Origin of the sequence: Bacillus sp. SIMBA_074 (assembly GCF_046534555.1) — a bacterium.
Taxonomy (GTDB): domain Bacteria; phylum Bacillota; class Bacilli; order Bacillales; family Bacillaceae_G; genus Bacillus_A; species Bacillus_A mycoides.
Genome location: NZ_JAWRYM010000030.1, coordinates 1 through 13,726, shown reverse-complemented (window position 1 = coordinate 13,726; position 13,726 = coordinate 1). Strand labels below are relative to the sequence as shown.

The following is a 13,726-nucleotide window of genomic DNA, read 5'->3' as shown; positions in this document are numbered from 1 at the left end:
CATATATTTGATATGATTAATTGAAAGATAACTATAGAAAAGGTGAATGGCGTTGAATCAAAATCAAATTGTAACTTTAAATATTTTATTAACAAGCGATGTACATGGTACTGTGTATCCAATTCACTACCAAGATAACTCCAAAGCAGAAATTGGTTTAGCTAAAATTTCTACTCTCATAAAAAAAGAACGTTCTCAAAATGCAAACGTTCTTCTGATTGATAACGGGGACTTCATTCAAGGAACACCATTTACTTATCATTACGCTACATACGAAAAAGATATGGAAAACCCAATGTCCTTATTAGCCAACTACTTAGAGTATGACATTGCAATTATCGGAAATCATGAATTTAATTACGGAATGGATATATTAAATAATGCTGTGACTACTGCAAATTCCCCTTATCTATCAGCAAACATTTTAGATAAAAACAGAAAAGAACCTTATTTCGGGAAACCATATATAATAAAACATATTGAATCAAATATAAAAATTGCTATTTTAGGGGTGACAACGCATTACATCCCCCATTGGGAACAAGCACATCATATTAAAGATTTACAATTTGAAGATGCATTTGAAACAACAAAAAAATGGGTTTCTTACATCCATAAACATGAAAAACCAGATTTACTAGTCGTAGCCTATCACGGGGGATTTGAACGTGATTTACAAACCGGAGTACCGACTGAAGTTTTAACAGGTGAAAACCAAGGATATGCAATGTGCCATGAAATTGAAGGCATAGATATTTTACTAACAGGCCACCAACACCGAGAAATCGCTCACACCGTGATTAATGGTGTAACAATTTTACAGACCGGATGCAATGGACACTCAGTTGGAAAAGTAACAGTAACATTCGAAAAAGCAGAACAAAAATGGGTGAAAAAAGAGAGTTATTCAGAGTTATTGCCTGTACAAGGAATTGTGGCAGACCAAGATGTTCTTTCCTTGGTTGCCAATTATGAAGAGAAAACACAAAATTGGCTTGATAAACCTATTGGAATAATTTATGGGGATATGCAAATTTCCGATGCTATGCAAACACGTTTGCAAGACCATCCTTTTATTGAATTCATAAATAAAATACAGATGGATATAGCTAATGTTTCAATTTCTTGTACAAGTTTGTTTCATAATACATCTCCAGGTTTCCCGAAACATGTAACAATGCGTGACATCGTTTCTAATTATATTTATCCAAATACATTAAAAGTAATTAGAATAACCGGAGCGGATATAAAAGATGCTCTCGAACTCTCTGCTTCTTATTTCACATTAAAAGCAGATGGAACCATCATCGTAAACCCTACCTATATAGAACCAAAACCACAACACTATAATTACGATATGTGGGAAGGGATTTCGTATGTATTAAACATTTCAAAACCAATTGGAGAGAGAGTAGAGTCTTTGCAGTATAAAGGCGCTCCTCTTAATATGAATGAAGAATATGACGTTGTTATGAATAATTATCGTGCAAGCGGTGGCGGGAACTTCTTTATGTTTCAAAATAAACCAGTAGTAAAAGACATACCAACAGATATGTCTGAACTTATCGCTAACTATATATTGAAGCATAAAAAGATAGAAGCAACAAAAAATGAAAACTGGAAAGTTATTAAATAACAATTTTAACAAATAAAAAAAGATGGGCTATGCCCATCTTTTAATTTAATTTTGCATTATCCTGCTTTTTTAAAGCTTTTAATTTCGCCGGTGTAACGTCCGTGCCTTCTTCGTTAACGACTTTAATTCCTTTTAATTCGTTTAACATATTTTGACGAAATCCTTTTAAATATTGTTCACGAAGCGATTGGCGCTCACGTTGTTCTTCTTCAGTTAAGCCTTCAGCTTTTGCTTTTTTCGCTAAGAAGTTAATGCGTTCAATGAGTTCTTGACTTGGCATCTCGAATCCCCCTTCTACTCAAAACTGATTATTATCATACAATAGTTAGTCCTCTTTATCAAGCAATTGCTTTGTATATTCTACATACCTTCGATGTACAGTTGCTTTTGAAACATCATGACCAAAACCACGAAGTGTTGCTGCAATTTCTTCAAAAGTTAATTCATTCCGGCGCAAACGTACAATTTCCTCAATTGGCACTTCTTTTTTCTCACGTCCTACGCTTAAATGACGATTTTTCAAATTATTTTCTGGACGAAATCCTTTCTCCACTGCTCTTTGCATGCCACGTTTAATTTTTAAATTGTGGATCTTTCTTTGATACTCTTCAACGATCCCAATTATATTTAGCACCATCGAATCAGAATCTGAAAGCTGTAATTCACCACTATGCGTGTGCGTATAAACTTTTATCCCCTCTTTATGTAAACAATGCATTAATGCAATCTTTGCATTTCCTCTACCAAGACGCGTTTCATCTTGTATAAGTAGTACATCAACTTGTTCATCTCGAATTGTATCTAGCACTTCTAATATGCCATCACGTTCAATTGTATAACCGCTAGCCTGCTCCTCAATTACCTTTGTAACATCCATTTGATAGCGCTCAGCTAAATGCAATAATTCATCTTTTTGACGCAATAATGATGTTTCCTGTTCTTCTTTTGTTGTGCTCACACGTGCATAAATAATTGCATTCATTTTGAACCCTTCTTTCTCACTATATTTTCCTTATAGTGTATCATAAATTTGCCTTTCGTTCGAACTTATGTTTGTAGAATGTTTTTTCGCATGTTATACTTAATAATAAGAAAAATGAAAGAAAACGAGGTGTTAGAAAACATGGAAAAGTTAACGAAACGCCAGCAAGACATTCTCGACTTTATTAAGCTAAAAGTACAAGAAAAAGGATATCCACCTTCCGTACGTGAAATCGGTCAAGCAGTCGGCCTTGCTTCTAGTTCTACAGTGCACGGACATTTATCACGACTAGAAGAAAAGGGATATATTCGACGCGATCCAACAAAACCACGCGCAATTGAAATTTTAGGTGACAACCGAACGGAAACACAATCTGTTATTCAAGTTCCAATCATCGGAAAAGTTACTGCCGGTTTACCGATTACAGCAGTCGAAAGTGTAGAAGATCACTTCCCACTTCCAGCTAGTATCGTTGCTGGAGCAGATCAAGTGTTTATGTTACGCATTTCTGGAGATAGCATGATTGAAGCCGGTATCTTTGATGGTGATTTAGTTGTTGTTCGCCAACAACAGTCTGCATACAACGGTGAAATTGTAGTTGCTTTAACAGAAGATAACGAAGCAACTGTTAAACGTTTCTATAAAGAAAAAGATCATTTCCGTCTACAACCGGAAAACTCTTCACTAGAACCTATTATTTTAAAACAAGTGTCAGTTATTGGAAAAGTAATTGGCGTATATCGTGATTTACATTAAAAATAATAAAAAGAAGATAATTCCCTTATTTATATAGGGAATTATCTTCTTTTTATATTTTGATAGATTTCCGTTCATTCAAAAGAATGCGTTTCATTAATTATTAACGCGTTTCAATAGTAACATCTCCAGCAGCGGTTTTACCGCTAATCTTTTTACTACCATTACCAATCGTTATATTTTTATTGTCTTCATTAAAAATTGTCACGTCTCCAGCAGCAGTTTGCCCAGTTATAACTGCATCTTGTGGTTTTTCCAATAAAGTAATATCTACATCTCCAGCAGTTGAACTTACCTCTAAATCATATTTAGAATCATGATCAATAATATCTATATCCCCACTAGCCGTTTTTGCTGTTACTTTCCCTATTACTTTTTTAAAATTCACCTCACCAGCTTTTGTAGACCCCTCCACACTCTTTGCTGTTACATGTTTCAAATCCACTTCTCCGGCGAGTGTTTCAACACTTACGCGGTCACTTTTCACATTACTTATTTCTATTTGTCCAGCGGATGAATTTACTTTTATCTCTTGATAAGAACGTTCAGGTACTAATATAGTCAATGTAGGCGTTTGAAATCCGAAATTGTAAAATGAAAAATCAAATGAAACACCTTTTTCTATTTCCCCTATGATTTTTAATGTATCACCATCTTCAGCAATACGAATCTCCTGTTTACTTACGTCTCCTTTTTGCTTTACATAAAAAGAGGAATCAGGAGATTTTTGGACAACAATATCCCCTGCATCTAACTTAACTTCTACATTTTTTAGCATTTCGTTTTTAATTACGTTCTCTTTATCTCCTTTTTCTGCAGTTTGTACTGCTTTTTCATATGTTTGTGAAATCCCTATTACTCCAATAATGATACAAGCGATAGCTACTAATAATATCTTTTTCATCATCTACTCCCCTTTTATCATTTTGAAGTTCCAGACTACATAGCGTACACATAATCTTTTAAACCACTTCGTACTATAATAAGCTACAATACATAACAACAAACCTACTCCGACAAACGTTATACTAACGAAAAGGTCCAACCATATAAAAGTGCCCATAAATACTTTTACAATAACGAAAAATGGCGTCACTACACTAGCAATCCCACCGACCCAAAAGGAAAATATAAAAGCTATAATTGCAACTAAAGGGCCTAACACAATAATAAAATTAAACAAACTAAGTCCAACCGCTGCCATGACAGCTCTTGTCACATTTGAAGTCGACGGATCTTTTTTCATTTCATCAAATCGATACATCGCAAGTAAGTCTTTCGCAATTACTTTCGGAGAGCCAAGTCCCTTTATTATTTCTGATTCAGTTTTCCCCTCTTCCATCCCAAACTGAAAGTGCTCTTCATAATCAAATAAAATATCTTGTCGCTCTTCTTCTGGTAACTTTCTAAGATGACTTGATAATTCTTTAAGAAACTGCTCTTTACTCATCCCATTCCACCCCTTCAATAATTTCTTGAACACCTTTAGCAAAATCACGCCACTCTGTTACTAATAAAGTAAGTTGCATCTCTCCTTGCTCTGTTAGTTGATAATATTTACGGGGCGGTCCTTCCGTGGATTCTTTTAAATACGTTTGAAAATATCCCTCTTTCGTTAAACGACGTAATAACGGATATACAGAACCTTCCGATATTAAAAATTTATTAGAGATTTGCTGAACAAGTTCATATCCATAACAATCCTTACGTTTTACAAGTGCCAATACACACAGTTCTAACACTCCTTTTTTAAACTGAACGTTCAAGGACAATCCCCCTTTCTCATTTTAGTACTGTTCAATAAACGGTAGCTATTTTATCCATAATATACCACTTAGTATTGTTTATTGCAAGGTACTATATTTTTCAATACTTAATTTTCGAATTAAATACATCCACACCATATTTCAACTTCCACATTTTCATTCATAGCTAGCACGCATTTTAAATAATCCACATGACTTTTTGCGGGCACCCATCCAATTCATTTCACAAGCCTTTATATTTGCCCATAAATAAAAAAAGCCCTAATACCGTAGTATTAGGGCTTTTTTCTCTCTTAGTATAGAGACATATATTGGTCGCGTTCCCATTGGTGAACTTGCGTGCGGAAAATATCCCACTCAATTTCTTTTGCTTCAATGAAGTGCTCAAGTAAATGATCACCTAATGCGCCACATACGATTTCATTAGATTGTAAAGTAACTAACGCTTGCGCTAATGTTGCTGGTAAGTCAACGATACCTGCTTCTTCACGCTCTTCTTTTGTCATTACGTAGATGTTACGGTCTACTGCAGCTGGTGGAGTTAATTTATTTTTAATTCCATCAAGACCTGCTGCTAATAATGTAGCCATTACTAAATACGGGTTCGCAGCTGGGTCAACACTACGTACTTCTACGCGTGTACTAATACCACGAGATGCAGGGATACGCACTAATGGACTACGGTTTTGTGCAGACCATGCTACGTAACATGGAGCTTCATATCCAGGTACTAAACGCTTGTAAGAGTTTACAGTTGGGTTTGCTACCGCTGTAAATGCTGGCGCATGTTTTAAAATACCTGCGATGAAGTGACGAGCATCATCACTTAATTGTAAATCACCGTTTTGATCGAAGAATACGTTCTCACCATTTTTAAATAGTGATAAGTTACAGTGCATACCTGAACCGTTCACACCGTATAATGGTTTCGGCATAAATGTTGCGTGTAAACCATGTTTACGAGCAATCGTTCTTACAACAAGCTTGAATGTTTGAATGTCATCACATGAGCGAATTGCATTTGCATATTTAAAGTCAATTTCATGTTGACCTGGCGCAACCTCATGGTGAGATGCTTCAATTTCAAAGCCCATTTCTTCAAGTTCAAGAACGATATCACGACGACAGTTTTCCCCTAGATCCATCGGCGCAAGGTCGAAGTATCCACCGTTATCGTTCAATTCCAGTGTTGGATTTCCTTTTTCATCAACTTTAAATAGGAAGAATTCTGGCTCTGGTCCAAGATTGAAATCTGAGAATCCTAATGCTTCCATTTCTTTTAACACACGCTTTAAGTTGTTACGTGGATCGCCATCAAATGGAGTACCATCAGCATTGTAAATATCACAGATTAAACGAGCTACTTTACCTTTTTCAGCTGTCCAAGGGAAAATTACCCAAGTATCTAAATCCGGATATAAATACATATCAGATTCTTCAATACGTACGAAACCTTCAATAGAAGATCCATCAAACATCATTTTGTTATCAAGAGCTTTTGTTAATTGGCTCACTGGAATTTCTACGTTTTTAATTACCCCTAAAAGGTCCGTAAATTGCAGACGGATATACTTTACATTCTCTTCTTTCGCCAAACGGAAAATATCTTCTTTTGTGTACCTAGCCATTATAAATTCCTCCTTAGTCCCTCTAAACACCTTCAGAATCAGTTATCTTTAGTGAAAAAACCTTGAAATGTCACCTTGTCGCAATGAGGTCCGATTAAATCTACCTGTATGTTGTAGTTCATCTCGAAGAATTTTGCGAAGCTCGGATTTTGAAATTTCTTTCGTTTCTTCTTTTACTTTCACTGCTTCTGTTTGATTTTCTTTCATTTGCAATACTTGTTTAATTCCGGCCATATTTAAGCCTTGATCTAACAAATCTTTAATTTCCAACAATTTATCTACATCGTTAAATGAAAATAATCTACGATTCCCTTTTGTACGGGTTGGAAAAATAAGATTATGCTCTTCATAGTAGCGAATTTGACGTGCAGATAATTGTGTTAAATCCATTACAATACCAATTGGAAACAGCGGAGCAGAACGTCTATCTTCTTTCATTGTTTCAGTTCCTCCTTCGCCTTAACTGTTTCTCATTTTATACCATGTTATGTTTAGTGTCAATAGATGTTAGCTTTTCTTACATGATTTTTTTGTGAATTTTTTCATTTTTTTTCTAATGGCACAAATCATTACTTTCACACGAAAAAAGCTGCCGAAATCGACAGCTTTCCTTTAAGAAATTGTTAATAGTTTTTTTTCAATTAACGCATCAATCGCAGAACAAATCGCAATCTTTACATGCGAATAAGTTAACCCACCTTGCACGTAAGCAACATAAGGCGGACGAATCGGACCATCAGCCGACAGCTCAATACTTGCACCTTGAATAAACGTCCCCGCAGCCATAATTACATCATCTTCATAACCCGGCATATAGTTTGCATATGGAGTGAAATGAGAATTAATTGGAGATGCATATTGAATCGCTTGACAGAACGCAATCATACGATCTTTATCATCAAATTGAACAGACTGAATTAAATCTGTTCTTGGTGCATTCCAAGCTGGTGATGTATTCATCCCTAACTTTTCTAAAAATGCAGCTGTAAAAATCGCACCTTTTAGCGCTTGTCCCGCTACATGCGGCGCTAAGAAGAAACCTTGATACATTTCTTGCAAACTGTATAAAGATGCCCCTGCTTCCGCACCGATTCCTGGAGATGTTAGACGATATGCACACGCTTCAACATACTGCTCTTTACCAACAATGTAACCACCAGTTTTAACAATTCCACCGCCAGGATTCTTAATAAGAGAGCCTGCCATTAAGTCCGCACCAACATGACATGGCTCTTCTTCTTCAATAAATTCGCCATAGCAGTTATCTACAAATACAACAACATCAGGTTTAATCTCTTTCACAAACGCAATCATCTCTTTAATTTGTGAAACAGTAAACGACGGACGAGTAGCATATCCTTTTGAACGCTGAATACCAATCATCTTCGTATTATTATGGATCGCAGCTGCAACAGCTTCAAAGTCTACAAATCCCTCTTCAGTTAACGGAACTGCGTTATAGCCAATATTATATTCTTTAAATGAACCTACACCTTTTCCGCGTACACCAACGATTTCTTCTAACGTATCATATGGTTTTCCTGTTATGTATAGCAGTTCATCTCCTGGACGTAAAATACCGAATAGAGCTGTCGAAATTGCGTGAGTGCCTGAAATAATTTGTGGACGAACAAGACCCGCTTCTGCCCCAAATACATCAGCATATACTTTTTCTAACGTGTCACGACCAATATCATCATAACCATAACCTGTCGTCGGAATAAAATGCGAATCGCTAATTTTGTGTTTACGAAAACTTTCTAATACACGAAATTGGTTACTCTCAATCACTTCATCCACATGTTTATGTACTTCTATAATTTGACTTTCTACTTCTTTTACAATTGGAGCAATTTTTTCTCCATTTTTCAAACGATCAAACATTATTTTCTCCTTCTTCCACTAAAAATCTCTTTAATTGCCCCTTAAGCGATGAATGAGCAAATATATACCCTGTACAATCATATACAAATTTATCTTCTAGAAACTCAATTTTAGTTAATATTGTTTCTGTCTTTAAAAGCGTTAATAACCTACCTTCACTCGGAGGGATTTCCACTTGATAATCATCCATTTCTTCCTTCATCTTCGTTTCTAGCGCTTCTTTTATACGCAATAAATCACTTTCTTCAAAAGCACTAGTCATTAAGAAATCACTTTTCGGAAATGGAATGAAGTTTTGATGCAATTTATCTTTTTTATTATATAACGTAATAATAGGAATACGATTAATTTCAAGGTCCGACAATAATTGTTTTACTGTCTGCTCATGCCCTACATAATTAGGATCTGCAGAATCAACAACATGTAAAATAACATCCGCTTCCCCAGCTTCTTCTAACGTAGATCGAAAAGCAGCAATTAGTGACGTAGGTAAATCTTGTATAAAACCAACCGTATCAGTCAAAAGCACTGTATAACCAGAAGGTAACGGCATCTTTCTTGTCGTCGGATCTAGCGTTGCAAACAATAAGTTTTCTTCAAACGTATCAGCTTCCGTTAATCTATTAAACAACGTAGATTTTCCTGCATTTGTATACCCAATTAACGCAACTTGAAACACTTTATTATCTTTTCTTCTCTCACGATATCTCTTTCGATGCTCCACAACAACCGCAAGTTGTCTCTTTATTTCATCAATACGAGATCGAATATGACGACGATCCGTCTCAAGCTTCGTCTCTCCTGGTCCCCTTGTACCAATTCCACCACCAAGACGTGATAAAGCAAGACCTTGTCCCATAAGGCGCGGCATTGTATATTGCAATTGAGCTAATTCTACTTGAAGCTTACCCTCTCTCGATTTCGCACGTTGCGCAAAAATATCTAGTATTAACTGCGTTCGGTCAATCACTCTCGCATCTAATACTGAAGATAAATTCCGAATTTGACTTGGTGTTAACTCATTATTAAAAACAATAACAGCTGGTTCTAATTCTTCCGTCAACGCTGCAAGCTCTTCTAGTTTACCTTTTCCTATATAAGTCGCCGGATGAAACTTCGGGCGCTTTTGCGTCGTTGATACTAACACTTCCGCTCGCGCAGTTTTCGCTAGCGATGCAAGCTCTTTCATGGAATGCATAAATTTTTCATCATCATCTTGTGGCAATTGACAACCAACTAATATGATTTTTTCTTTTTCTTCCATCAAATATGTTCACTCATCCTTTTCGAAATTTAAACCTTCTAATATAATAGCAGAGGAAGCACATTTCATCTAGTTAGCGGGGGAGAAAATTCATGGCATGGGAGATTTTTAGCATCATAGGCACAATCGCTTTCGCACTAAGCGGAGCAATTGTTGCAATGGAAGAGGATTATGATATTTTCGGGGTATATATTTTAGGAATGGCAACCGCATTTGGGGGAGGTGCCCTTCGTAATTTATTAATCGGTTATCCAATCGTCGCGTTTTGGCAACAAGACATGTTATTCCAAATCGCACTATTATCAATGACGATCATTTTTCTTTTTCCTAATAAATTAATTAAGCATTGGAAAAAGTGGGAAAACATCACAGATGCCATCGGCTTATCAGCGTTCGCCGTACAAGGAGCTCTATACGCCCAAAAATTAAATTTACCAATTAGCGCTACAATTGTAGCTGCTGTTTTAACTGGCATTGGCGGCGGTATTATTCGTGATCTTTTAGCACGTAGAAAACCTCTCGTCCTTCGAGCTGATGTATATGCGTTTTGGACGATTTTAGCCGGTTTTTTGATTGGCGCTAAAGTCATCGTTAGCGATTGGGCTCTATACACCTTATTCATTTTAATTGTTTGCTTCCGCATGGTTTCTATTCATTACAAATGGCATTTACCACATAGACGCATCGATACAAAGGAGCGCTCAATGCATAAATAGCAATCTAACCTCTTTACATATCGTAAAGAGGTTTTTCTTTTCTAACGAGTTTTTCTTTACATAATGTTTATACTAATTTTTAAAGCGAGGTGAATGCAAATGACAAACCATGTTAATAAAGGAGCTCAAAAAAGCTCAGTAAACCAATTTGGACATGATCCAAATTCAGCGCACGAAAAGAGCGCTAAAATGGAACGTCTTCATAAAACTCACCAAGAAAAAGCAAAAAAAGAGTAAACGAACTTATGCATAAAAACAGACGCACAGTTTACGTACTGTGCGTCTCCTCTTCAAGCATTAAATCCATACTTGATATCCCAATTAAATCATATTTATCATACGTATCCTCTTGTAACAATCGCATAGCTTGTGTACGAATCGATTTTTCAACAATATTCCGTACGTATCGCCCATTACTAAACGATGTAATTTGCGACGAATACTTTACCGCATGTAAATGATCTCGAAATTTCCACTCCGCTTCTTTAGATAACTGATATTCACGCTCCTCATACATTCTCTTTCCAATTTCCAACAGCTGATTTACCGAGTAATCCGCAAATTCAATAATAAACGGAAAACGAGATTGTAACCCTGGATTTAATGAAAGAAAATGATTCATCTCTCTTGAATATCCAGCTAAAATTAATACAAAACCGTGCTGCTTATCTTCCATATGCTTCACAAGTGTATCAATAGCTTCCTTCCCAAAATCCTTCTCTCCCCCCCGCGCTAAAGAATACGCCTCATCAATAAACAAAATACCTCCCATGGCCTTTTTTATTAAATCTCTCGTCTTTTGCGCTGTATGACCGATATACTCCCCCACAAGATCAGCACGTTCCGCTTCAACTAAATGCCCCTTCGATAAAATATTCATCTCAAACAACAATTTCCCTATCATTCTAGCAACGGTTGTCTTCCCAGTACCGGGATTCCCCCTAAATAACATGTGAAGCACTTGCTTCTCAGATTTCAACCCCATCTCTTGTCTTTTTTTATTTACATAAATCCAAGCATAAATTTCTTTTATTATCTTTTTTATTTCATCCATCCCAACAAGCTTTCCCATCTCTTCTTCAATTCTCTGCAACATCTCATGTTTAGTAGTGGTTTCACTTGAAATTACCGTTTTATTTTCTGATGCCGGTAACGAAATTTTCTTTCGATGGTTTAATACAATATTAATTTGATTGTTATTTTTCTTACGCATCGATTGTTCCATACAATCACCTCATTTTATCCACTCACCAAATATTATTATTCCAGTCCCTCTTGCAAATGCCTATTTTCAGAAAAGTTTGCTATAATATAAGAAATAATCAAGGTGGTGGGACTATGGAAACAACGGAATTCCATGATACAATACAAGCCTTTTCTATTTTTTTATTGAATAAAGGCCGAAAGTCTTCAACCATTAAACGTTATGTTTATGACATTGAAGATTTTGGACATTGGTTAGAAAAAAACAAAAAGCTCCCTTCCAGTAATATATGGGCAACACTTTGTACAAAAGACTATGAAGATTACTTTTCAGACTTAAAAAAGAATCGACACTACTCTGAGAAAACAATGCATCGTGTATTTATTGTATTAAATAGAATGCATCATTTTCTTAACATTCCAAATCCATTGAATGATATGGAAATTACTATTCAACCAAACCGTGCATTGCGTAATGAAGATTTCATTTCATCCGATGAAGAAAAAAGATTAAAGCATATAGTCACTTCATTAGAAGGACTTTCAGAAAAACAACGTCCCGTTCGTCCATTATTAATGGATCGTAATATCGCCATTTTAAGTATATTAATCGACTACGGACTATCCTTACAAGAGCTTACAGCATTAACTATGCATCACGTTCATTTTGAAACTAATACACTTTCTATTCCAGCAACCGCAGGAGTAGAAAGAACAATCACATTAGCAATCGAAGACAAAAAACAACTGTACACATATTATAAAAGTATTCCAGAACCAGTTCGTCCTAAATACCATAGTAATGACCCGTTGTTTGTTGCATTCGATTTTAACCGCGGAACATACAGATGGGTATACGAAAACGATGCACCAAAAGCACTAACAGAAATCGCTATCCAAAAAATGATCCGACTTGAAGTAGCAAGAGCGAATTTACGTAAAGGCATTTCTGGACAACATTTCCGGAACACATTTATTTTACGCCTAATAAAAAAACAAACCCCAGAGCCAGAGATCATAAAATTAGTTGGCTTCAAATCAAAAATTTCACTAAAGCGATATTATCAATATGCTGAAAATAAAAAAAACGCCCTATAATAAGGCGTTTTTTTATTTTTTTCTCAAAACAATCAATTTCACTATGACCATTTAGCTATTCCCTGCATCTACTATGATGAGTTTCGTTCACATTCTTATTAGAAAGGAGAGATTTAATGTCTCGCTTTAACGACAATCAAAATAAACACTCCAATCCCTGCTTTCCAACTAGCGCTGGACGAATTCCAACTACCCCAACAATTCCAATTACTAAAGCGCAAATTAGGACATTCCGTGCAATCATTAACGATTTAATAAAAATAATCCCTAAACTTTTCGCCAATCCATCTCCCAAAAACATTGAGGATCTAATAGATACATTGCACCTACTAAGCAAATTCATCTGTTCACTAGACACTACTTCCGCTCTGAAAGCACAAGGATTAGCCATCATTAAAAACTTAATAACTATATTAAAAAATCCAACCTTCGTAGCAAGTGCTGTATTTGTTGAACTTCAAATTTTAATTAATTATTTACTTTACATTACAAAGTTATTCCGAATTGATCCTTGTACACTCCAAGAACTCCTTAAATTAATTGCAGAGTTACAAACTACTCTAGTTAATTCAGCTTCGTTCGGCAGAGGACCTACTGGACCTACTGGACCTAGAGGTAACACGGGCGCTACTGGTGCTACCGGACCTAGAGGTAACACGGGCGCTACTGGTTCCACTGGTCCTAGAGGTAACACGGGCGCTACTGGTTCCACTGGTCCTAGAGGTAACACGGGCGCTACTGGTGCTACCGGACCTAGAGGTAACACGGGCGCTACTGGTGCTACCGGACCTAG

At 36.2% G+C, this 13,726-nt stretch carries 16 protein-coding genes; 6 read left to right on the top strand and 10 right to left on the bottom strand.

The genetic code is table 11. The annotated features are described in order from the left end of the window. Positions 1-52: 52 nt before the first annotated feature. The gene (locus SB773_RS23845) at positions 53-1,636 is read left to right on the top strand and encodes a bifunctional metallophosphatase/5'-nucleotidase (protein WP_410592564.1); all 1,584 of its coding nucleotides are present in this window, start codon (positions 53-55) and stop codon (positions 1,634-1,636) included. A gap of 40 nt (positions 1,637-1,676) precedes the next feature. Here SB773_RS23845 and SB773_RS23840 read toward each other — a convergent pair whose 3' ends face one another. Then, on the bottom strand, positions 1,677-1,916 hold the full coding sequence (locus SB773_RS23840; protein ID WP_002014431.1) for a DUF896 domain-containing protein: 240 nt from the start codon (positions 1,914-1,916) through the stop codon (positions 1,677-1,679). 45 nt (positions 1,917-1,961) lie between these two features. Further along, entirely contained in the window at positions 1,962-2,618 is a 657-nt protein-coding gene (locus SB773_RS23835; RefSeq protein ID WP_002128580.1) for a YneB family resolvase-like protein, read from the bottom strand. Positions 2,619-2,759: 141 nt separating this feature from the next. Here SB773_RS23835 and lexA point away from each other — a divergent pair, with 141 nt between their 5' ends. After that, on the top strand, positions 2,760-3,374 hold the full coding sequence (lexA, locus tag SB773_RS23830; protein WP_002087894.1) for a transcriptional repressor LexA: 615 nt from the start codon (positions 2,760-2,762) through the stop codon (positions 3,372-3,374). 103 nt (positions 3,375-3,477) lie between these two features. On the opposite strand, the gene SB773_RS23825 is transcribed toward lexA, so the two are convergent. The 7 genes from SB773_RS23825 to hflX all read right to left on the bottom strand — a co-directional run bounded on the left by SB773_RS23825 (position 3,478) and on the right by hflX (position 9,916). After that, complete coding sequence (locus tag SB773_RS23825; RefSeq protein ID WP_410592560.1) at positions 3,478-4,281, bottom strand: DUF4097 family beta strand repeat-containing protein; 804 nt, start codon at positions 4,279-4,281, stop codon at positions 3,478-3,480. Beyond that, positions 4,282-4,824 (bottom strand): DUF1700 domain-containing protein, encoded by a 543-nt coding sequence (locus SB773_RS23820; protein ID WP_002128581.1) that lies wholly within the window; start codon positions 4,822-4,824, stop codon positions 4,282-4,284. After that, positions 4,817-5,140: a PadR family transcriptional regulator gene (locus SB773_RS23815; protein WP_002066545.1), complete on the bottom strand. Its 324-nt coding sequence runs from the start codon at positions 5,138-5,140 to the stop codon at positions 4,817-4,819. Before SB773_RS23815 ends, SB773_RS23820 begins: the two co-directional genes overlap by 8 nt. A gap of 293 nt (positions 5,141-5,433) precedes the next feature. Next, the gene (gene glnA / locus SB773_RS23810; RefSeq protein WP_002014472.1) at positions 5,434-6,768 is read right to left on the bottom strand and encodes a type I glutamate--ammonia ligase; all 1,335 of its coding nucleotides are present in this window, start codon (positions 6,766-6,768) and stop codon (positions 5,434-5,436) included. Positions 6,769-6,816: 48 nt separating this feature from the next. Further along, the gene (glnR, locus tag SB773_RS23805; protein WP_002014475.1) at positions 6,817-7,206 is read right to left on the bottom strand and encodes a transcriptional repressor GlnR; all 390 of its coding nucleotides are present in this window, start codon (positions 7,204-7,206) and stop codon (positions 6,817-6,819) included. 174 nt (positions 7,207-7,380) lie between these two features. After that, positions 7,381-8,652 (bottom strand): methionine gamma-lyase family protein, encoded by a 1,272-nt coding sequence (locus SB773_RS23800; protein WP_131245273.1) that lies wholly within the window; start codon positions 8,650-8,652, stop codon positions 7,381-7,383. After that, on the bottom strand, positions 8,645-9,916 hold the full coding sequence (hflX, locus tag SB773_RS23795) for a GTPase HflX (RefSeq protein WP_410592556.1): 1,272 nt from the start codon (positions 9,914-9,916) through the stop codon (positions 8,645-8,647). The genes SB773_RS23800 and hflX overlap by 8 nt, the downstream gene beginning before the upstream one ends. 92 nt (positions 9,917-10,008) lie before the next feature. Between hflX and SB773_RS23790 the strand changes: the two genes are divergently transcribed. Both SB773_RS23790 and SB773_RS23785 read left to right on the top strand, forming a co-directional pair. Beyond that, a complete protein-coding gene (locus SB773_RS23790) occupies positions 10,009-10,632 on the top strand; it encodes a trimeric intracellular cation channel family protein (protein WP_002014478.1) in 624 nt (207 codons plus the stop codon). Between the two features lie 99 nt (positions 10,633-10,731). Continuing rightward, positions 10,732-10,869 carry a hypothetical protein gene (locus SB773_RS23785; protein WP_002087943.1) on the top strand — a complete coding sequence of 46 codons (138 nt, stop codon included), beginning with the start codon at positions 10,732-10,734 and terminating at the stop codon, positions 10,867-10,869. Between the two features lie 31 nt (positions 10,870-10,900). Here SB773_RS23785 and spoVK read toward each other — a convergent pair whose 3' ends face one another. Next, positions 10,901-11,857: a stage V sporulation protein K gene (spoVK, locus tag SB773_RS23780; protein WP_002014481.1), complete on the bottom strand. Its 957-nt coding sequence runs from the start codon at positions 11,855-11,857 to the stop codon at positions 10,901-10,903. Between the two features lie 113 nt (positions 11,858-11,970). Between spoVK and SB773_RS23775 the strand changes: the two genes are divergently transcribed. Beyond that, the gene (locus tag SB773_RS23775; RefSeq protein ID WP_002128613.1) at positions 11,971-12,933 is read left to right on the top strand and encodes a tyrosine-type recombinase/integrase; all 963 of its coding nucleotides are present in this window, start codon (positions 11,971-11,973) and stop codon (positions 12,931-12,933) included. Between the two features lie 116 nt (positions 12,934-13,049). Next, on the top strand, positions 13,050-13,726 hold a 677-nt coding region (locus tag SB773_RS23770; RefSeq protein WP_410592552.1), incomplete at its 3' end, for a collagen-like repeat preface domain-containing protein.

Excerpts from the sequence above, each read along its gene's own strand:
- SB773_RS23840 (WP_002014431.1), bottom strand. The coding sequence starts at position 1,916 with ATGCCAAGTCAAGAACTCATTGAACGCATTAACTTCTTAGCGAAAAAA.
- SB773_RS23835 (WP_002128580.1), bottom strand. The coding sequence starts at position 2,618 with ATGAATGCAATTATTTATGCACGTGTGAGCACAACAAAAGAAGAACAG.
- lexA (WP_002087894.1), top strand. The coding sequence starts at position 2,760 with ATGGAAAAGTTAACGAAACGCCAGCAAGACATTCTCGACTTTATTAAG.
- SB773_RS23825 (WP_410592560.1), bottom strand. The coding sequence starts at position 4,281 with ATGATGAAAAAGATATTATTAGTAGCTATCGCTTGTATCATTATTGGA.
- SB773_RS23820 (WP_002128581.1), bottom strand. The coding sequence starts at position 4,824 with ATGAGTAAAGAGCAGTTTCTTAAAGAATTATCAAGTCATCTTAGAAAG.
- glnA (WP_002014472.1), bottom strand. The coding sequence starts at position 6,768 with ATGGCTAGGTACACAAAAGAAGATATTTTCCGTTTGGCGAAAGAAGAG.
- glnR (WP_002014475.1), bottom strand. The coding sequence starts at position 7,206 with ATGAAAGAAGATAGACGTTCTGCTCCGCTGTTTCCAATTGGTATTGTA.
- SB773_RS23800 (WP_131245273.1), bottom strand. The coding sequence starts at position 8,652 with ATGTTTGATCGTTTGAAAAATGGAGAAAAAATTGCTCCAATTGTAAAA.
- hflX (WP_410592556.1), bottom strand. The coding sequence starts at position 9,916 with ATGGAAGAAAAAGAAAAAATCATATTAGTTGGTTGTCAATTGCCACAA.
- SB773_RS23790 (WP_002014478.1), top strand. The coding sequence starts at position 10,009 with ATGGCATGGGAGATTTTTAGCATCATAGGCACAATCGCTTTCGCACTA.
- SB773_RS23785 (WP_002087943.1), top strand. The coding sequence starts at position 10,732 with ATGACAAACCATGTTAATAAAGGAGCTCAAAAAAGCTCAGTAAACCAA.
- spoVK (WP_002014481.1), bottom strand. The coding sequence starts at position 11,857 with ATGGAACAATCGATGCGTAAGAAAAATAACAATCAAATTAATATTGTA.
- SB773_RS23775 (WP_002128613.1), top strand. The coding sequence starts at position 11,971 with ATGGAAACAACGGAATTCCATGATACAATACAAGCCTTTTCTATTTTT.